Origin of the sequence: Rhodococcus shunpengi, assembly GCF_048381395.1 — a bacterium.
GTDB lineage: Bacteria > Actinomycetota > Actinomycetes > Mycobacteriales > Mycobacteriaceae > Rhodococcus.
Genome location: NZ_JBLWIU010000008.1, coordinates 146,277 through 165,787, shown reverse-complemented (window position 1 = coordinate 165,787; position 19,511 = coordinate 146,277). Strand labels below are relative to the sequence as shown.

General features: G+C 65.7%; 13 protein-coding genes. 6 read left to right on the top strand and 7 right to left on the bottom strand.

Going from position 1 to position 19,511, the window contains the following annotated elements:
* Both ACNJ7K_RS01645 and ACNJ7K_RS01640 read left to right on the top strand, forming a co-directional pair.
* The gene (locus ACNJ7K_RS01645; protein WP_016694259.1) at positions 1-1,179 is read left to right on the top strand and encodes a flavin reductase; all 1,179 of its coding nucleotides are present in this window, start codon (positions 1-3) and stop codon (positions 1,177-1,179) included.
* Positions 1,179-2,051 carry a VOC family protein gene (locus tag ACNJ7K_RS01640; RefSeq protein WP_487041088.1) on the top strand — a complete coding sequence of 291 codons (873 nt, stop codon included), beginning with the start codon at positions 1,179-1,181 and terminating at the stop codon, positions 2,049-2,051. Before ACNJ7K_RS01645 ends, ACNJ7K_RS01640 begins: the two co-directional genes overlap by 1 nt.
* Positions 2,052-2,247: 196 nt before the next feature.
* On the opposite strand, the gene ACNJ7K_RS01635 is transcribed toward ACNJ7K_RS01640, so the two are convergent.
* The 3 genes from ACNJ7K_RS01635 to ACNJ7K_RS01625 all read right to left on the bottom strand — a co-directional run bounded on the left by ACNJ7K_RS01635 (position 2,248) and on the right by ACNJ7K_RS01625 (position 3,849).
* Entirely contained in the window at positions 2,248-2,607 is a 360-nt protein-coding gene (locus ACNJ7K_RS01635) for a hypothetical protein (RefSeq protein WP_487041087.1), read from the bottom strand.
* A 25-nt stretch (positions 2,608-2,632) separates the two neighbouring features.
* A complete protein-coding gene (locus ACNJ7K_RS01630) occupies positions 2,633-3,220 on the bottom strand; it encodes a DUF3558 domain-containing protein (RefSeq protein ID WP_487041086.1) in 588 nt (195 codons plus the stop codon).
* Between the two features lie 197 nt (positions 3,221-3,417).
* Positions 3,418-3,849 (bottom strand): hypothetical protein, encoded by a 432-nt coding sequence (locus ACNJ7K_RS01625; protein WP_268655431.1) that lies wholly within the window; start codon positions 3,847-3,849, stop codon positions 3,418-3,420.
* Between the two features lie 537 nt (positions 3,850-4,386).
* On the opposite strand from ACNJ7K_RS01625, the gene acnA reads away from it, so the two are divergent.
* Positions 4,387-7,185, top strand: a complete 2,799-nt coding sequence (gene acnA / locus ACNJ7K_RS01620; protein ID WP_487041085.1) for an aconitate hydratase AcnA — start codon at positions 4,387-4,389, stop codon at positions 7,183-7,185.
* Between the two features lie 24 nt (positions 7,186-7,209).
* Here acnA and ACNJ7K_RS01615 read toward each other — a convergent pair whose 3' ends face one another.
* Positions 7,210-8,121, bottom strand: a complete 912-nt coding sequence (locus ACNJ7K_RS01615) for a LysR family transcriptional regulator (RefSeq protein WP_037215803.1) — start codon at positions 8,119-8,121, stop codon at positions 7,210-7,212.
* A 175-nt stretch (positions 8,122-8,296) separates the two neighbouring features.
* Between ACNJ7K_RS01615 and ACNJ7K_RS01610 the strand changes: the two genes are divergently transcribed.
* Both ACNJ7K_RS01610 and ACNJ7K_RS01605 read left to right on the top strand, forming a co-directional pair.
* On the top strand, positions 8,297-9,502 hold the full coding sequence (locus ACNJ7K_RS01610; RefSeq protein ID WP_487041084.1) for a glutamate dehydrogenase: 1,206 nt from the start codon (positions 8,297-8,299) through the stop codon (positions 9,500-9,502).
* A gap of 213 nt (positions 9,503-9,715) precedes the next feature.
* A complete protein-coding gene (locus tag ACNJ7K_RS01605; RefSeq protein WP_487041083.1) occupies positions 9,716-14,125 on the top strand; it encodes an AAA domain-containing protein in 4,410 nt (1,469 codons plus the stop codon).
* Between the two features lie 672 nt (positions 14,126-14,797).
* Here ACNJ7K_RS01605 and ACNJ7K_RS01600 read toward each other — a convergent pair.
* Entirely contained in the window at positions 14,798-16,516 is a 1,719-nt protein-coding gene (locus tag ACNJ7K_RS01600) for an alpha/beta hydrolase (protein ID WP_487041082.1), read from the bottom strand.
* 111 nt (positions 16,517-16,627) lie between these two features.
* Between ACNJ7K_RS01600 and ACNJ7K_RS01595 the strand changes: the two genes are divergently transcribed.
* Positions 16,628-17,875, top strand: a complete 1,248-nt coding sequence (locus ACNJ7K_RS01595; RefSeq protein WP_487041081.1) for a protein NO VEIN domain-containing protein — start codon at positions 16,628-16,630, stop codon at positions 17,873-17,875.
* 94 nt (positions 17,876-17,969) lie between these two features.
* Here ACNJ7K_RS01595 and ACNJ7K_RS01590 read toward each other — a convergent pair whose 3' ends face one another.
* Both ACNJ7K_RS01590 and ACNJ7K_RS01585 read right to left on the bottom strand, forming a co-directional pair.
* Positions 17,970-18,410 (bottom strand): hypothetical protein, encoded by a 441-nt coding sequence (locus ACNJ7K_RS01590; protein WP_487041080.1) that lies wholly within the window; start codon positions 18,408-18,410, stop codon positions 17,970-17,972.
* Entirely contained in the window at positions 18,391-19,392 is a 1,002-nt protein-coding gene (locus ACNJ7K_RS01585; protein ID WP_487041079.1) for a hypothetical protein, read from the bottom strand. Before ACNJ7K_RS01585 ends, ACNJ7K_RS01590 begins: the two co-directional genes overlap by 20 nt.
* Positions 19,393-19,511 lie beyond the last annotated feature (119 nt).

The following is a 19,511-nucleotide window of genomic DNA, read 5'->3' as shown; positions in this document are numbered from 1 at the left end:
ATGCAGATCCACGGCACGATCGACCCCGCGCGCTTCCGCCAGACCCTCGGGCACTATCCGACCGGCGTCGCGGTCATCACCGCGATCGACGCCGACGGGCAGCCCGTGGGCATGGTGGTCGGTTCGTTCACCTCGGTGTCGCTGGACCCACCGATCGTGGCGTACCTGCCCACCCGCGAGTCGCGCACCTACGCGCGGCTCCGCACGAGCAGCCACTTCTGCGTCAACGTGCTCGCCGCCGACCAGCGTGAACTCTGCGGGCGGTTCGCCGCCCGCGGCGACGACAAGTTCGCGGGTGTCGAGTGGACGCCGGCGCCGTCGGGATCCCCCATCCTCGACGGAGCCGTCACCTGGATCGACTGCGAGGTCGCCGACGAACTCGAAGGTGGCGATCACTTCATCGTCATGGGTCGCGTGCAGGATCTCGACGTGGCCCGCCCGACGCTGCCGCTGCTGTTCTTCCAGGGCGGATACGGAAGGTTCTCCCTCCCGACCTCCGTCGCACCCGCCGACCCGGAACTCATCCGAGGCGTGCGCATGGCGGAGGCGGCCCGCGACGGACTCGAAGCGCTCGCCGCCGGCGTCGGCGCGGACTGCGGTGTGCTCGCACGCGTCGGCGACGAAGCGGTCTTCGTGATGACCGAGAACCATTCCGGTGATCCCGATGCCGTCGAGATCGGACAGCGGATTCCTCTGATCCCGCCGCTCGGCACCGTCTTCCACAGCCAGGCCTCCGACGACGAAGTGCAGCAGTGGCTCGGCCGTGCCGGAAGGAACGACGACACAACAGCTTTCGTCTCGAACCTCGAGAAGGTTCGTGAACGCGGCTACTCGATGTCGCTCATGCCCGAAACCGAGCTCGCTCGCGTGTCGGTGATGAACGACTACTCGGGATGCGACGTCCTGCCCGAGCACGACCGCCGGATGAAGCAGATGATCTCCGGCACCGCGTCGCTGTACGAACCCGACATCGAACCCGACGGCACGTATGACCTGCACTCGGTCGTCGTCCCCGTCCCCGACCCTGAGGGACGCACCCGCATCGCACTGCGACTGTCCCGGCTTCCGCGCGCCGCGTCCGGTGACCAGGTGCTGCGCTGGATCGACGACCTACGATCCGTCGCCGCCGACACCGCCGAGGCCCTCGCCGCGCGCACCCCATCGACCAAGGAGAAATGATGAACGCTCGAGTCAGGGCACTGGGATACGCGGTCGTCCGCGCGAAGGACCTCGACGAGTGGGTTTCCTTCGGCTCCGAACTCCTCGGCCTGCAGGTCGCCTACCGCGACGACGACCGGATGCTGATGCGGATGGACGAGTACGCCTACCGCCTCGACGTGCGACGCTCCGACGACCCGGGTGTCACCGCGCTCGGCTGGGACGTCGGTGGACCGGAAGCGCTCGAGGAGTTGTCCAAGCGCCTCGTCGATGCCGGCTACCACGTCGAGTCGGTGGACTCCTCGGTGATCGAGGAGCGGCAGGTCATGGACCTCGTCCGCTTCCGCGACCCCGAGGACGTCCTCGACCACGAGTTGTTCTGGGGTCTGCGCAACGCCATCGACAAGTTCGTCTCGCCGACGGGCGCGAACTTCGTCGCGAGCGACATCGGTTTCGGGCACGCCTTCCAGGCGCTGCACGGCGATGCGAAGGTCTACGACCGTCTGTTCCGCGACATCCTCGGTTTCCGGCTCAGCGACCACATCGACATGCCGGGCTCGGTGGGCACCTTCCTGCACTGCAACCCGCGCCATCACTCGTTCGCGTTCGCCCATGCGCCGCACCGGAATCAGGGCATCGGGCACCTGATGTTCGAGATCGACGACCTCGATCTGCTGGGTCGCCAGTGGGACAAGGTGGAGGACAGCGACATCCCGATCCTCTCCACCCTCGGCAAGCACACGAACGACAAGATGATCTCGTTCTACGTCCGCAGCCCTTCGGGTTTCGGCATCGAGTACGGCGTCGGCGGCATTCTCATCGACGACGAGAACTGGCTCCCCACCCGCTACGGTTCCGCCCACTACTGGGGTCACCGCCGTCCACAGGGGTAGCTGTGCAGTTATAGGAGCGTGAAATGGTCATCGGTGCGCGTTATTGCCTGCGCTGGTGACTATTTCGCGCTTCGCTGTTGAGGTCGGTGGCGGCGCGGTCCGCGGGCCTCGGACTGCACCCCGTCGCTGCAGCCGGGCTGCACGGCGGGAGACGCCGGGTCAGTGCTCCGGAGCGCGAATTGGTCAGAGGTGCGCGTTATTGCGCGCTCTGATGACCATTTCCCGCTCCGCTGTTGGGGTCGGTGGCGGCGAGTTGTCGCGCCCAGTCAGATTCGGTGTCGAGGAACGCTTCTCCGCCGGTTGCGAAGGCGTCGCGGAGTTGGGTGAGGGCAAGAGTGAATTGTTCAATACGTTCAACTGCGGATTCAGGGGTGCCGGAGGCTTTGCGTCTATAGCCGGCGGCGAGTTGTTGGGCGGACGCGAAGTCGCCGAAGCCGCGAACGTCAGGGAGCTTTGCTGCTGTTGTTTGGGCGTCCTCGAACTCCCGAAGCATCACCTCGCAGATGCGGACAATCTCATCGACGACGTGTGGTTCGAGCCTGGCGAAGTCCCTCATCGAAGACCCTTCGAGTAGTTGACGGTCACGCAGAGATGAAAGGTTCGATCGAGGTAACAAGTTCCTCCAAGCCTGTGCACCATTCCTCGATCGGAGCAGATCCTGGGTAATCCGTGTGATAGATCCGGGTGAGCATGACGAGGCCGAAGCCAGTCTCTACGACGTACTTACAGGTGTCGTCACGATCTGGATCGACCTCGAGGAGAGCACGCCTGCCATTAATGGAAACTGCTGTGGCGATGTGCGCGTTGTTGCTGAGTTCTTCATCGAGGGTCACGTTTCCAGCAAGGATGTTGAGGCCATATCCACGTCTGATGCCAGGAACTTTGTTGTCATCGCGATATGTGCATCCGAGGAAGGTGTACGTCCCCATCGGCATGTCCGCGAGCTCTTTCTTTGCCGCGTCATACCCCGCCGCGTTCATGACGTCGTCGGGGATGTCGTAGCAGGGGTCGAAGGTGACTGGCGGTCTGCCGGAGTCGTCGGTGATGCGTGGGGTGCGGGTGGTCGACGTAGTCGTCTCGTCTTCAGCGGCGTCGTCCGCGGCGCTCGGACTGCACGCCGTCGCCACTACCGCCGCTGCAGCGAGCGCGACTGTTCCCCACCTGCTCATGCGACCCCCCGATCGATTGTCGGGCAGACGTTAACACAGCGGCTTAGGGCGGCACTCGAGCGCGCGAAATGGTCATCAGAGCGCGTTATTGCGCGCTCTGATGACCGTTTCCCGCTTCGCTGTCGGGGTCGTAGCGACCGCGCGGATCGTCATACTCACCGAACCGACTAGCGGGACGCGAGGCTCAGTGGTGCGCGTCAGTACGCAAAGGCGTAGTTGTATCCGCCGTAGCTGCTGTGGTTTTCGTCCCTCGCAACCAGGGTGTAGTTCGGCGGTGCGCCGGTGCTACCCGAGAACAGGGGGTAGGAGACCGAGTAGACGGCGGCGTAAACGTAGTGCGCACGCTCGTTCTTGATCATTGCCGACACGTAAGAGTCGGACTCGATGCCCACCTCGATGACTCCACAATAGGTGCCGTCCTGCGCCTTCGCGGGAAGGCTGACGATCTTGCTGACCTGGCCGTAACGATCCTCGTACGAGATCTGGTTGTTGTGCTGGTTGGAGCTGCAGAACACGTACTTCACCCCGCTGCCGGAGATGGTCACAGCCTGAGCGACCGGCGTGGTGAGCGCTGCCGAGCCTGCCGCGAGCGTGGCAGCAGCAGCGAGCGTTCCGATGAACTTCTTCATTGAATCCAATCCTTGTGTGAATGCTGTCGGTCGAGCGCACCCCGCCCTGGATGTGGGCTGCAGTCCGTATGTGGACGGGGCGTGGAGGTCTGGGATGTAGCGGCTTATGGCCGCGGGTCGTCGACTTCTTCCTGAGGTCGCGCTTCCCAACACAGATGGTTGCGCACGAAGATCCGTCCTCGTCGACTCGAGGCAGGCCGAGGATGACGCGGCCGCGAGCCGGCGGGCAGATTCAATGCAATGTCCGTTCTGTATGGAATGACCGTATGGGTGTCGCGCCTGCCTCCACCCGCGTTACACAGCACCCGGAACAAGAGCGCGAAATGGTCATCGGAGCGCGCAACAACGCGCACCGATGACCATTTCGCGCTCCGCTATCGGGTCAGTCCTGCTCCCCCCTGCGCTGGAACTCAGCCGCAGCATCAGCGAGTCGCCCTGCCCGCACGACCACCTGAACCCTCCCCGTGATTGCCGCGCGACGGAACGGGCTACCCATCCGGGTAACCACCGGAAACATCGCAGTCGGGAGGCACGTTCATGAGTGACGACAGTTTCGGCGCACGCGACACCCTGAAGGTCGACGACACCGACTATCGGATCTATCGCATCGACAAGGTCCCGGGCTCGGAGCGGCTGCCCTACAGCCTCAAGGTCCTGCTGGAGAACCTGCTGCGCACCGAGGACGGGCGACTCGTCACCCGGGAGCAAATCGAGGCCGTTGCGGGATGGGATCCGAAGTCGACGCACAACCCGGAGATCCAGTTCTCCCCGGCACGCGTCCTCATGCAGGACTTCACCGGCGTGCCGTGCGTCGTGGACCTCGTCGCGATGCGCGACGCCATGACCCAGCAGGGCGGCGACCCGAAGCGCATCAACCCCCTGATCCCCACCGAGCTGGTCATCGACCATTCGGTGATTGCCGACGTCTTCGGCACCGAGGACGCCTTCCGGATCAACACCGACCTCGAGTTCCAGCGCAACCGCGAACGTTACGAGCTGCTGCGCTGGGCACAGGGAGCGTTCGACGATTTCAAGGTGGTCCCGCCCGGCACGGGCATCTGCCACCAGGTGAACCTCGAGTACCTGGCCCGCGTCGTCTTCACGCGGGAGGACGAGGACGGCGGGCTCGTCGCCTATCCCGACTCGCTCGTCGGCACCGACTCGCACACCCCCATGATCAACGGCCTCGGCGTCGTCGGCTGGGGTGTGGGCGGCATCGAGGCCGAAGCGGCAATGCTGGGCCAGCCGGCGTCGATGCTGATCCCGCAGGTCGTCGGCTTCAAGCTCACCGGCGAACTGCAGGAGGGCACCACGGCTACCGACCTCGTGCTCACCGTCGCCGAGATGCTCCGCAAGACAGGCGTGGTCGGCAAGTTCGTCGAGTTCTTCGGCCCCGGCGTCGCCAACGTGCCGCTCGCCAACCGCGCGACCATCGGCAACATGAGCCCCGAGTACGGCTCGACGATCTCGATCTTCCCGATCGACGACGCCACCCTCGACTACCTGCGCCTCACCGGTCGCGACGACCAGCAGATCCGTCTCGTCGAGGCGTATGCGAAGGAACAGGGCCTGTGGCACGACCCCGATCGCGAACCCGACTACAGCGAGGTCGTCGAACTGGATCTGTCGAAGGTTCGGCCGTCCGTCGCCGGCCCGAAGCGACCGCAGGACCGCATCCCCGTCGCCCTCGCGCCCAAGGCCGTGACCTCGCTGCTCAACGGCGAGGAGGTGCCCGACGTCGTCTCCCGCGTCCAGGACTCGGGTGTCGACGAGGGCGTGCTCGAATCGTTCCCCGCCAGCGACCCGGTGTCGGTGCGCAGCGAGGACTCCCGCGACGAGCCGCGCGACCCGGTGCCCGACGAGGCCGACACCTCGGCGCCACCGTCGAAGAAGGTTCCGGTGCGCGTCGGGGACGGCGACGAGTTCGAACTCGACAACGGGCACGTGGTGATCGCGGCGATCACGTCGTGCACGAACACGTCGAACCCGTCGGTGATGATCGGCGCGGCGCTGCTCGCCAAGAACGCCGTGGAGAAGGGGCTGCGGAGCAAGCCGTGGGTGAAGACGTCGCTGGCTCCGGGGTCGCGGATCGTCACCGACTACTACGAACGTTCGGGTCTGACGCCCTATCTCGACAAGCTCGGCTTCAATCTCGTCGGTTACGGCTGCACGACCTGCATCGGCAACTCCGGCCCGCTTCCCGACGAGATCGCGGCCGCGATCGACGAGCACGACATCAACGTCTCGGCCGTCCTGTCGGGCAACCGCAACTTCGAGGGACGCATCCATCCGCAGACGAAGATGAACTTCCTCGCGTCGCCGCCGTTGGTGATCGCGTACGCGTTGGCCGGGTCGATGCTCGTCGACCTCTTCAATGACCCGCTCGGCACCGACTCCGAGGGCAACGACGTCTACCTGCGCGACATCTGGCCCACGACGCAGGAGATCCAGGAGGTCATCGACGACGCGGTGCGCGCGGAGATGTTCGAGACCGGCTACCAGGACGTCTACACCGGCGACGAGACGTGGCGGAACCTCGACGTGCCCGACAGTGAGGTCTTCGAGTGGAAGGACGAGTCGACGTACGTGCGGCGTCCTCCCTACTTCGAGGACATGTCGTCGGAACCCGAGCCGCTGAGCGACATCGAGGGCGCGCGGGTGCTCGCGCTGCTGGGCGACTCGGTGACCACCGACCACATCTCGCCGGCCGGTGCGATTCGACGCGACAGCCCTGCCGGTCGCTACCTGCAGGAGCACGGAGTCGAGCAGGCCGACTTCAACTCCTACGGGTCGCGACGTGGCAATCACGAGGTGATGATCCGCGGCACCTTCGCCAACATCCGGCTGCGCAACCAGTTGGTGCCGGACGTCGAAGGCGGCGTCACCCGCTACCTGCCGAGCGACGAGCAGATGAGCATCTACGACGCCGCGCAGAAGTACGCGGAGGACCGCACCCCGCTGGTCGTGCTCGCGGGCGCGGAGTACGGGTCGGGCTCGTCGCGTGACTGGGCCGCCAAGGGCACGCTGCTGCTGGGCGTGCGTGCGGTGATCGCGCAGTCGTACGAGCGCATCCACCGCTCCAACCTCATCGGCATGGGCGTGCTGCCGCTGCAGTTCCCGGAGGGCGAGTCGGCGCAGAGCCTCGGCCTGACCGGGGAGGAGGAGTTCACCATCACCGGACTCGCGGACAGCGACGAGATCCCCGGGACCGTGCACGTGAAGGCGGGGGACACGGAGTTCGACGCGACGGTGCGCATCGACACCCCGGCCGAGGCCGAGTACTTCCGGCACGGCGGAATCCTGAAGTACGTGCTGCGTAAGCAGCTCGCGCAGTAGGCAGCGACAGGCGGGGGCTCGTGGTTACTGCGCCGCGAGCCCCCGCTCCGCTGCGGCGGTGCGCACCGCGTCGATCACGAGGCGCAGCGGGGGCCGTTCCGACGCGATCCCGCGATGGGCGATCGAGATCGTGCGGAAGAGCGGTTCGGTCAACGCCACCACCTCGACTCCGGGCGGGCTCAACGTCAGCCCGAGATCCGAGACGAGCGTGACGCCCAACCCCGCAGCGACCATCGACAGCGCTGTCGCCTGCTCGCCGACCTCGTGATTGATCCTGGGCTCGAACCCCGCGCGCTGACACGCGAGGCTCACCGCGCGACCGAAGTGCGACTTCGGACCGGCCAGCACCCACGGATGTTCGGCAAGGTCGGCGAGCGCGATGGTGCCGGCCGGCACCGTCCCGGGCGGCACCGCTGCGTGCAGGCGCTCGACCGCGATCACCACCTTGGTCAGCTCCGGATCCCACAACATCGGGTAGCCGGAGTATTCGATGACGAACGAGAAGTCCAGCGAACCGTCCCGCACGGCGCCGGCGGTCTCCTCGGGGGCGAGCTCTCTCGTGCGGACCTCGATGCCGGGGTGCTCGTCGGCCAACAACGCCAGCGCACTGGGGATCAGAGTGGATGCGACGGAGGCCCACACACCGGCGGTCAGGCGCGCGCTGACCCCGTCGCGGGTCTGTTCGAGCGCGGTGGTCGCCCGCTCCACCGACTGCAGGATCTCCTCGGCATGTTCGGCGAGCAGCACGCCCGCCTCCGTCAACTGGACCCGACGTCCCCGGCGCTCGAAAAGCTTTGCGCCCACGTCCCGTTCGAGCTGGGTGAGCTGTTGTGAGACCGCCGAGGTGGTGTAGTGCAGGGCGAGCGCGGCGGCCGTGACGGTACCTCGGCGATGCAGTTCTCGAAGCATCCGTAACCGGCGCAGGGACAACTCCATGCCGTCAGCGTAGGGCGCGTCCGGGGACCTGCAACCGCTGTGAGCTCGCGTTGTGTAGAAATCGTGAACTCTCACCTTCGAGTTTCGTAACTGGACGCCCCGCGCTACCCCCGGGCACGCTGGCGTCACCGGCCGAATCGACGTAACGACGGCTCTGACGAACGGGGGACCGCATATGACCACCATGGCAGCACGCGTCGACGCGGTGGATACCCGCAGGGACGAACCTTTCATGCGTCTCACCTGGACGGACCCGGTGACAGGTGCGCACGGTTATCTCGTCGTCCACACCCTGGTGGGCGATCTGGCGACCGGCGGCACCCGCATGCGGGCCGGGTGCACGATGTCGGAGGTCGAGGACCTGGCGCGCGGCATGGCCGCGAAGACCGCGGTGTTCGACCTGCCGGTGGGCGGCGCGAAGGGCGGGATCGATTTCGACCCGAAGGATCCCCGTGCCGTCGACGTGCTGCAGCGCTTCTGCCAGGCGATGCGTCCTTGGTTGAACGCGCACTGGGTCACCGCCGAGGACCTGGGCGTTCCCCAGCATCTCCTCGACGAGGTCTTCGAGCGGCTGGGATTGCATCAGTCCTTCCACGCCGCGATCAGCCGTGCGGCGGACCCGGCGATCACCCTGGACCGGGTGCGCACCTCCCTGAATGCGCCGGTCGACGGCGGTTTCCTGCTGGGCGACGTGATTGGTGGTTACGGCGTCGCGCAGGCCTGCATCGCCACCGCGAACGCATACCGCTGGGCACCGGCCGAGACCACCGTCGCGATCCAGGGAATCGGCACGATGGGAGGCGGCGCCGCCTGGTACCTGCACGAAGCGGGCATGCGCGTGACCGCCGTCGCCGATGCCGCCGGAACACTGTATTACGCTGACGGACTGGATATCCCGGCACTGCTCGACCTTCGCGACGAGTACGGGGAGATCGACCGGTCCCGCGTCCCGTCGCACGTCGAACAACTGCCGCGCGACGCGGTGATCGGCATTCCCGCCGACATCTTCGTCCCCGCCGCCATCTCCTACGCCATCACGGCGGAGAACGTCGACCGGGTCGCCGGACGGGTCGTCATCGAGGCCGCGAACTCCGCGACGACACCGGACGCCGAAGCTGTGCTCACCGCACGGGGTATCCCGGTGATCCCGGATTTCGTCGCCAACGCCGGCGCGGTCGCGTGGGCGTGGTGGGTGCTCCTCGGGTGGGTGGGGACCGATCCGGAGGATTCGTTCCAGCGCCTGCGCACCGAGATGCTGACCAAGATCACGTTGCTGGTCGAGCGGTGGGCGCTCGATCGGGTGCCGCCGCGGCAGACGGCACGCGAACTCGGCGCGACCAACCACGCGCCGACGGCCTCGCGCACGGTCACCATCCCCTGATACTGTCACCTCACTTATTTCTGCAGGTCAGCGCCTTTTCGATGAGGATCGGCGGAAATGCCGGTGGACGTCGTCCGGGTCCGGAAACGCGCATGTCGACCAAGACTTCTAAGGTGGACATGCCCGTCTCCGTGGACGGGTGGAAGGACGTCCGCAAGGGTGAGTGGAGTGCAAGTGGAGTCAGGCGAGAGCGAACCCGAATTGAGGGATCGCGTGCAGCGCCTGCTTGCCTTCCTGGCCGAGCTCGTCAAGGCCCGCAGCGCGCCCGTCCGCGTCGTCGACAAACACCGCGCCGTGATGTCCCTCGAGGAGGGAAACATCAGGGCCGGCCTGCGAGCTCATGCCGCATCGGGCGACATCGTCCTGCGCGCGCGTCGCGTTCAGCTCGAAGAGCCCCCGCGCCCGCCCGCTGAGCTCGCGAAGTACGTGCACGGGGACATCGCGGATTCCGCCGTCGAGCCCGAACTCGACCCCCAGGCCATCGGCATCGACGGTCTCGACGCCTGGCTGACGGAATGGCGGATGTGGGCGGTCGTCGATCGCGAACGGCAGGCCGCCTCGCATCTGTATTCCTTCTTGCAGCGAGCCATGCTCGACCTCGAGGATCAGCCCGAATCGCTGGAGCTCGTCGTCGCGTCGGGTCTGCTGCACCTCTCGGAGGGTGTGGCGGGCGCGCGGGTCCACACGCACCTGATCACTCAAGCCGCGCTCATCGAGCGGCAGGGCGATTCCGGCGACCTGGTGGTGCGGTTGAGTCCCAGCGCCGGACCGTCGCTCGAAGACGTCCAGCTCCTCACCGGTCTGGAGGTCTTCGACCCGACGAGTGTCCGTGAGCTGCACGACGCCCTCGTCACCCAGGTCGCGTCGCCTCTCGACCCCGCGGCTCGCGCGTTCCTGAAGAGTTGGGCCGAGCGTGCGCTCACGGTGCCGGTCGACGTCGTCGATCGTGCGGACGAAGCGTCGTCATCGGACGCGTTCGTGACGCCGTCGCCGGTGCTCGTGCTGCGCAAGCGTGGCGCGCATGCGCTCATCGAGTACTACAGCCGCATGACCGAGGCGGCCGCCGACGAGTCGAATCCGGTGCCGCTCGGGTTGGCGCAGCTCGTCGAAGCGATCGAACCGGCCGACCGGGTCGCGTGGCTCGACCGCATCGGCACGCCCTCGACCGAGTTCACCGGCGAGCAGCTGCTGCCGCTGCCCGCGAACGAGGAACAACGCGACATCATCGACCGGCTCGCCGGTGACAGCGGTGTCGTGGTCGAGGGACCTCCGGGTACGGGCAAGACCCACACCATCGCCAACATCGTCGCGGCGCTGCTCGCGCGTGGGCAGCGTGTGCTGGTCACCAGCGAGAAGGCGCAGGCGCTGCGTGTGCTCCGGGAGAAGCTCCCGTCCGAGCTGCAGGAACTGTGCGTAGCCGTCACCGACCCGGTGCACGGCGGCACCGTGGAACTCACCCGCAGTGTCAGCGAAATCGCCATCCGCAAGGCACAATTCAACGTTCGACGCGCGCAGGAACGCATCGACGAACTCACCACGCAACGCAACGACGCCCTCGAGCGTCGCGCGACGCTGATGGAACAGATCCGGCAGGCGCGCGCGGAGGAGACCGAGGTCCACGCCGATGTCGCCGCCGGCTACGAGGGGACGGCCGCGTCGATCGTCCGGCGGGTCCGCGCGAACGAGGCCAAGTACGCGTGGTTGCCCGCGCCTCTGCTCACCGACACCTCGCCGCTGACGGTCGACGAACTCGTCACCCTCCACTCGCTGCATCAGCGGTCGAGCGTCGAGCGGGCGCGCCGTCGCCAGCAGCGCTTCCCCGAACTGTCGCTGCCCACCCAGAGAGAACTGCAGTACGCGTGCGCCGCCGTCTCCCAGGCGTCGAGCGGCACGACCAACGGCGAGACACAGGGGCTGCTGCGGATCCTCGAGGGTGCGTCGCTCGAAGCACTCGGCCGCATCCGCGATCTGTGTGAGCAGCTGCAGGGTGCCCTCGAGGACGCGGATCGACTCGACGCCCGGATCCAGCGCGTCGCCGACGACGTCCTGTCGGGCCGCGCCCAGCACCTGTGGGGGAAGACCGCCGAGCTCGCCCGGCTCGTGCAGGCCGCGCAGGAGGCCGACCGGATCGTCGGTGCCAGTTCGGTGGACATCTCGGTGACGGGACGACAGGCATTCGAGGCGTACGACGCGCTCGCCCGCAAACTCGAGGCGGGTGACACATGGCGCAGCGGTTTCACCCGGTTCCGGCGCAGCGACGAGCAATCCGCCGTCGAGGCACTCGGGGAGATCGCGACCGTCGACGGTGTCGCCGCCACCACCGCCCAGACGGCGCGCGTCGTCGCCGAACACCTGCGTGCGCTCGAGGCGATCCGGGTCGCGCGGGTCGTCCTTCGCGACCTCGGTATCGACATCGAGCTCGACGAGTCGCGCAGCCGCGCCGTCGGCACCCTCGCCTTCCTCGACCGCGACCGCGCCATCGTCGACAATCTCGTGGCACGGGTACACGACGTCGAATCCGCACTGCGCGACGTCCATCCGGGAGCGCCGCGGATCACGAGCATCGAGCAGGCGCGGTCCACCGCCGAGTCGGCACGGACCATCGCCGCCGCGGGCACGGCGGAAGCGAGCAAGAACTGGCTCGAATCCATCGGAATGTACGTGCGGGGTCAGATCTCCGGGGGAGCGTCGCCCGAAGGACGCGCGCTGGCACGGGCCTTCCAGGAGGCCGACTTCGACGCCATCAATGCGGCCCTGGACGCGTGGGATCGAGCGGCCGGAGAGCAGCGCGAGGAGCTGGAACTCGTCTCCCTGCACGCGCGCCTGACCACCGCGGCACCGGCGCTTGCTCAGGCGCTCGCGGAGAATCCGTTGAGCCTGGCCTGGCCGGCTCGCCTCGCCGACATCGACGAGGCGTGGGCGTGGCGACGTGCGGACGAGTGGGTGCGTCGTTTCCACGAGCGCAGCGACGACGGGCAGTTCGAACGCGACCTCGACGCACTCGAGACGGACATCGCGCGCCTCACGACGGAGCTCGTCGAAGAGAAGGCGTGGAGCGCATGTCTCGACCGCACCACGGCCGAGCAGGTGCAGGCACTCCATTCGTACCGCGATCACATCGCGAGCATCGGTAAGGGCACCGGCCGCTATGCGGAGCGTTATCGGGCGGCGGCACGCGAGGCCATGCAGGTCGCGCAAGGAGCGGTGCCGGCCTGGGTGATGCCGTTGCAACAGGTCCTGGCTTCGATTCCGCCCGAACAGAATTCGTTCGACGTCGTCATCGTCGACGAAGCGAGCCAGACCGACATCAGCAGCCTGTTCCTGCTGTGGCTGGCGCCGCGCGTGATCGTCGTCGGCGACGACAAGCAGTGTGCACCGAGCGCGGTGTCGCTGGGTGCACTCGACGGAGTGTTCAGCCGTCTCGACTCGTATCTGCCCGACATCCCGAACTACCTGCGCGACAGCTTCACTCCGCGATCGAGTCTGTTCTCGTTGCTGCGGTCGAGGTTCGGCAGCATCGTCCGGTTGCGCGAGCACTTCCGGTCGATGCCGGAGATCATCGCGTGGTCGAGCGACCAGTTCTACGCCGACGACCCGCTCGTGCCCATGCGGCAGTACGGCTCCGATCGTCTGCAGCCGCTGCGCACCACGCTGGTCGAGGACGGCGCCGTCACCGGGCAGAACTCGACGCTGACGAACTACGCCGAGGCGCACGCCCTCGTCGACACGCTCGTGAAGTGCGTCGAGGACCCCGCCTACGACGGCAAGACCTTCGGTGTCGTGGTGCTGCAGGGGCAACTGCAGGTCGACATCATCCAGAACGAACTGCTCGAGCGACTCACCCCGGAGCAGTGGGAGGAACGCAGGCTCCGCGTCGGCACGCCCCCGGACTTCCAGGGCGACGAACGGAACGTGGTGTTCTTGTCGATGGTCGTGGCGCCCGAACAGAACATCGCGGCGTTGACGCGGACCGAATACCAGCGACGGTTCAATGTGGCCGCCTCGCGTGCCCAGGACCAGCTGTGGTTGTTCCACTCGAGGACCATCGACACGCTGCGTCGCACCGACCTGCGGTACTCGCTGCTCACCCACATGCGGACGACGTCCCCGCGGCCGGCCGAACCGATGCCCGACGGCGTGACGCGCGACGAGCGGCACGAGGCGTTCGACAGCCTCTTCCAGCAGGACGTCTTTCTCGACATCGCCGTCCGCGGCTATCACGTGAATCCGCGGGTCGAGGTGAACGGCCATTTCATCGATCTGGTCGTGACCGGTGCGGCAGGCAAGCTGGCAGTCGCGTGTGACGACGAGCAGTGGCACACGAGCCCCGACCGACAGAGTGCCGATCTGGAGCGGGAACGCGAACTGCACCGCAGCGGCTGGAAGTTCTGGCGGGTCCGGGAATCGGAGTACTACCTCGACCCGGCCTCAGCCCTCTCGGGACTCTGGGAGGAGCTGGAGCGTCGCGGAATCACGCCCGGTCGCGTGGATACTCCTGCGCCCGAACTGTCCCGGCCGTCGATCGAGTTCCGGAGCGACGGACAGTCGCACGAGTTCATCGAATCCGCCGGTCGGACGGACGCAACGGTTGTCGGTGAATCTCCGATGTGGGGACGCGAATGATTGCGGGGCCGGACGACTACTGAATCGACTCGGTCACATCGTTTCTCGATCGGGAACGTTACAGTGCGTCTTTTCACGCGCTTTCTTCAGCGAAGTACACGGGTTCCTGATATTTATTGATGCGCAGCGAGTCTCGTTGCGCGTAATTCCCCCTGTGACAGGAGTCCCCCATGGAAGAACTTCAGACCCTCATCGAGCTGGCGAAGCTGCTCGGCCCGTTCATGGAGCTCATCGGCAGCATCAGCAGCCTCAGCGGCCAGTAAGTCCGCGAGCGACGAAGAATCCCCGAAGGCATTGTCTTCGGGGGTCTTTCGTGTATGTGGTGTTGGGTTCGGCGCGCTTACCGGTCCTGGCTGGATGGACCGATCCACACCACTCACGTGCACATGCGCGACACCTCTCCGCGGGGGTCCGCGTCGATGAATTTCCGGTACCCGTGAATCGACGTACTCGGGTTCGCATTCCTGTGTCGATTCACGAGCAATATCGAGGTTCTATCACGGCGTGGTGCGAGAAACGCGGAGGAAACTCGGTTCGCCGGATTAAGAATGAGGGTGAATTTGTGTCGTCACCCGCCCGACGACAATGCGTCGAAGACCGCCTTCGCGCGCACCTCGTCCTCGATTTCGAGAATGCCGGCCCAGAAGATCCTCGAGCAGCGTGCCGTACTGGCTACTCGTCCGCGGTGTTCAACTGCTCGACGGCCTCGGCGATTCGCTGGGAGTCGGCGAGCGTCCACCCCTCGGGGGACGTCACGGCGGCCCAGCCGTAGGGGATGAGGTCCTCGTAGTTGTGGCCGTGACCGACGGGCGGCGACGTGCCGACCATGATGTCGGCCGCGACCTGAGCGAAGGTGACGATCGGGTACCACCGCATCGACGGTGAGCGATCCGCGCCCGGAGGTTCGGCGAGCCAGTCGGGTCGCTCGAACAGCAGTCCCGGTCCCCACCACACCACCGGATCGGACGCGTGCTGCAGGTACAGCACCCGCGGGCCGTTCCACGGCCCTTGCTGGTCCTCGAGCGTCTGCAGGTCGGAGGCGAACCGCACCGCGACGCCGTCCTCGTAGACGGGCAGGACCTCAGGGCTGCCGGGATCGCGACGGTCGACGATGCTGCGCCACAATTGGTTCGAGTTCGGCGGTCCGACGAACAGCGCGCCGTCGATCTCGCTGCGCATGTCGGCGAGGTCGTCGAAGGCTGCCTCGGCGGACTGCGAGCCGAGGCTCTCGCCGTAGACCACGAGCTTCGGTCGCTGCTCCTCCGGTAGTTGCGACCAGCGTTCGTGAACCCCGTTGATCAGTGCGTTGCCGGCTGCCTTGGCCGCCGAGCCGTCGACGAGGAAGGAGATCCAGCTCGGCAGGAAGGAGTACTGGATCGCGGCGATCGCCGAGTTGCCGTTGTAGATCATCTCGATCGAGTCGGCGGCGAACGGATTCACCCACCCGGTTCCGGTGGTGCCGGCGACCACGAGGATTTCGCGTTCCCACGCCTTCGTACGGTCGAGTTCGTCGAGGATCAACTGCACCTGCTCATCGGTGGTGCCGTCCGCTTCGAGTCCGGCGTACACCCGTATGGGTTCGAGTGCGGGAGCGTCGTTCAGTTCGGTCAACTGCTCGGCGTCCATCCCACCGGCGACGAACGTGCGCCCCTGACGTCCGAGACTCTCCCACGTCGACGGCGACGCTGGGCTTCCCGACCGCTCGGGAATCTGAGGCTGCTCCACGCCGGGGTCGGTGCTGTTGTTGTCGTCGGCGAAGACGATGCGTGCTGCCATTGAGCTGCTCGCGAGCAGAACCTGGTCGACGAACACGACCACCGCGAGCACGAGGATGACCGGTGCGAGGACGCCGGCCGCGGCGACCGGAACACGCAGGCGGGTCGCGAGGAACTCCGCGAAGCGTCGTCCGACCCACCGCAATCCGCGCGCGATGTAGAGGAGGGCAGCGAAGATCGCGACGCTCACCAGACCGGTGCGGAGATACGCGAAGCCCGTTGTGGTCTCGATGCCCATGAGCGCACGGACTTCGTTCTGCCATTCCGCCGCGGCGAGCAGGCTCCCCAGAAGTGTCCCTACCGCGATGAGGGCCACCACCACTTCGGCGATGCGGCGGACCGTGTGGCGCCGTCGCCACCACGCGAGGCGCGGCGCGATCCATCGTCGTGCAGGAAACGCGACGAGCACACCGATGCCGTACCCGACGATGCCCGTCACACCGCTGATGAGTCCCTGGAAATACCACTCGCGGGGAATGAGGGAGGGGCTCAGACTCCACGCGAAGAAGAACAGGGAGACGACGAGGCCGACGAAGTCGAGGCCGAAGACGGAGAGGTGGCCTCGGGTGTTCTTACTCGACTCGTCGATTTCGATCTGCGTGGCAGGAGCGGTCACGGTGCGACGATATCTGCATTCAGGGCAATGGGCGGATTACCTCTTGTAGGCGTGAGTCGGCGAGTCCAGGTATGCACACGAGTGGCATTCAGCTCGTGTCACACTCGCTTCATGGTGGTGAACATCAGGTTGCAACGTCGGCGGGAACTTTCAGAGGACGAAGTTGCGTCGGACGCGTTGAATCGACGATGGGTCGGTTACGATCCGCGGGTCAGCGAACGAGAGTTGTGGAAGCACAACAGGGGTCGGTGGTCCCTGTCGGAACAGCGACTGCAGGACGAGCAATTTGCATCATTTTCTGTAGATGGTCTCGTCGTCGCGGTATACCGAATCGATGACTTCGAGCGAGTCTCGGACCCAAGAAGAGGATCGAAGATTGCGCTCATCGGGCGGCCACTGCCGCGCGATAGTCGCGTCAGACGGGCGCTGATAGGTTCGCCGGTTCCAGCGGCAGGTCGAAACCCGATCCAGTACCTACCGGATCCCTCAGTCGAAGATGCTGATGTTCTTGAACATACTCGCCGGGCGTTCTTGCTTACATGGAATCCGTCGCGAGCCGGATGGAACGATTACGATTCGGTGATCCAAGGGGCACGCGAGGGGACTCCGATAGAGCATGACTGGTCTACCGGCTCGAGGGTGGGCGGAATCTCGTTTGGGGACCAGGTATTCATGCTGATGCAGGGGGCTGCGGGACGAGGAGTTGTCGCTAGTGGCACGGCTCTCAGTGAGATTTACCAGGATGATCATTGGGACGAGGAGGGTGGTACAGCGAACTATGTGATGGTTCGTTGGGATGTCGCAGTCGAACCAGACCGCTGCTTACCGACCGAGGCGCTCGAACGGCGACTTCCGAATCAACATTGGTCGCCGCAGAGTAGCGGTACTGAATTGAAGCCCGACGTTGCGCCCCTTTTGGCTGAGCTATGGTCGCATCATCTCGCGAAACCCGGTCGTGGTGGGCAGGGGCGCGAAGTCGACGTAAAGCGCCGCCGACAAGTGGAGGATGCAGCACAGCACCGACTTATGGAGACGTACCGTTCCCAGGGGTGGACAGTCCACGACACGCGGTACGGGAACCCGTTCGACGCGGTCGCCGAGAAAGACGGGATAAGACTTTACCTCGAAGCGAAGGGGACCCAATCGAGCGGAGAGTCGGTCATAGTTACTCGCGGCGAAGTCGATTTTGCCAGGGCAAATCCCGGGCGTTGCTTCATGGGAATTTGGTCTGGAATCAAGTTCTCCTCGAATGGAGAGCTGGATCAGGATTCCGGCTCTTTCGAGATTATCAAGTTCGAGCCGAAGTGCGATGATTTGCAACCGATCTCGTACACCTGGGCGCACCGCAGCTCCCGATAGTGCGCGGGGGTGGATCGGTGTGTGTGCCGGTACTCAATCATCGGCACACACACCGCTCACGGGGTGCTTCCTCAACGCTGCACGGTGCTGCGACCTACAGGTCCCACACCTGATCGGGATCATCGAGCGCCGCCCGAATCTGTCCGAGATCACCGAGATCAGCGAGGGGAGAAGTCTTGGCGATGTCGACGATCCCTCGCAGGACCTCGCTGATCACTTGTGAATTCTCTTGCTCCAGTGCCTGATCCAGTCGGGAGAACAAGGCATCGAAGATTGTGCGGCGTTCGGCGAAGGACTGCTCGAAGTAGTCCCTGACGATGGACTCGGCTGACTTGATGCGCTGAACTTCCGCGGTTGCGTATGTGTGCAGACGGGCGCGTTTCGTTTGTTCGACGGCGTGGATCTCGATGCATTCCTGCGCGGCGGTGACCAGCTGCGATAGCGCTGCGAAACCGTCGACCGCAGCAATATTGCGTTTCACCGAGCCCAATACCTCGCCCTCGTGCACTTTCCGGTCAGCCTTGTTCGGCGCCACGGTCGTCTCCTTCGGTCATCGGGCGGTACCGCACGGTCAGATTCGCGCTGTTCTCGGTCAGCTCGCCGTCTTCGTCGAGAATGGGGGTCGCGGCGACGTCCCGAACGGCTACGGACAGCGCCATCGCCTTTTGGAAGCGCGACGCATGAGCGCGTGCATCGAAGGGCTCGGACTCGAGTACGTCCAGGGCTGCGACTGCTTTGACAGTCAGTGTGCCGAGCACGGAGCGCAATTCGTCGATGCGGTGGTCGACAGCGGTCAGGAGAGTGTCGGTGGTGCCCAATTCGGCATTCGCAATGTCGATCTTGGCTTGGAACTCGGCCGCTTCGGTGAGTGCCTTCTGGCCTTGCCCCTTGATGACGAAGCCGCTGATAAGGAGAGCGGGGCCGATCGTCACCACATTCAACGCTGCCGCGCCGAGTGCCACACCGCCACCACCGGCGGACAGCGCGCCTCCGCCGAGCCATGCCATTGCGGCGCTCTGTGCAGCTGCTCCCGAGAGACCCGATATGGCGGCCCCTGTGCTTGCAACACCGAAGCTTGTGGCGGCCGCCGATACTGCGGATGCGGTGCCGACACCGGTCGCAACCGATGCCATGGCTCCGCCGAGCCAACCTCCCAGATTCAGATCGAGGCCGTTCGGTCCGTCGACCTGCGTGATGCCGGCCTGGAGACCGTCGGCCAGCAGCCGCTCGTTCTCACGTACCTGCTTCTCGTGTCGACGCAAGAACTCCGCCATGCGGATGACAACGTCGGTCAACGCCTGTTGCTGCTGCCCGCCCAGCGCCTCGAGTTGGGCGTTGGTCTTCCCGACTCGTTCTACGATCGCGTCGCGGCGCTTGGTGTATTGCTCGTGAGCCCTGCGCAGTTGGTCCGCTGCCCTCTTGCGGTCGGCGATGCCTTTGCCGCTGAGCGCGACGCCGCCGCCGCCCGTCACGGCACCGATGGCGATCAGCGCGGCCGGAATCAGAGGTAGGACCATGGGCTCTCCTTAATGTGGTCGGCACAGTGTGCCACTCGACCCGGACAAATCAACCACCGGTCCCGTCTGGATGGCATGGACGGTCGGATTGGGAGGAGAGGGGCGCATCGTCGAGATCT

Excerpts from the sequence above, each read along its gene's own strand:
- ACNJ7K_RS01615 (WP_037215803.1), bottom strand. The coding sequence starts at position 8,121 with ATGGAGTTGTCCCTGCGCCGGTTACGGATGCTTCGAGAACTGCATCGC.
- ACNJ7K_RS01640 (WP_487041088.1), top strand. The coding sequence starts at position 1,179 with ATGAACGCTCGAGTCAGGGCACTGGGATACGCGGTCGTCCGCGCGAAG.
- ACNJ7K_RS01595 (WP_487041081.1), top strand. The coding sequence starts at position 16,628 with ATGGTGGTGAACATCAGGTTGCAACGTCGGCGGGAACTTTCAGAGGAC.
- ACNJ7K_RS01610 (WP_487041084.1), top strand. The coding sequence starts at position 8,297 with ATGACCACCATGGCAGCACGCGTCGACGCGGTGGATACCCGCAGGGAC.
- ACNJ7K_RS01645 (WP_016694259.1), top strand. The coding sequence starts at position 1 with ATGCAGATCCACGGCACGATCGACCCCGCGCGCTTCCGCCAGACCCTC.
- acnA (WP_487041085.1), top strand. The coding sequence starts at position 4,387 with ATGAGTGACGACAGTTTCGGCGCACGCGACACCCTGAAGGTCGACGAC.
- ACNJ7K_RS01625 (WP_268655431.1), bottom strand. The coding sequence starts at position 3,849 with ATGAAGAAGTTCATCGGAACGCTCGCTGCTGCTGCCACGCTCGCGGCA.
- ACNJ7K_RS01635 (WP_487041087.1), bottom strand. The coding sequence starts at position 2,607 with ATGAGGGACTTCGCCAGGCTCGAACCACACGTCGTCGATGAGATTGTC.
- ACNJ7K_RS01630 (WP_487041086.1), bottom strand. The coding sequence starts at position 3,220 with ATGAGCAGGTGGGGAACAGTCGCGCTCGCTGCAGCGGCGGTAGTGGCG.
- ACNJ7K_RS01585 (WP_487041079.1), bottom strand. The coding sequence starts at position 19,392 with ATGGTCCTACCTCTGATTCCGGCCGCGCTGATCGCCATCGGTGCCGTG.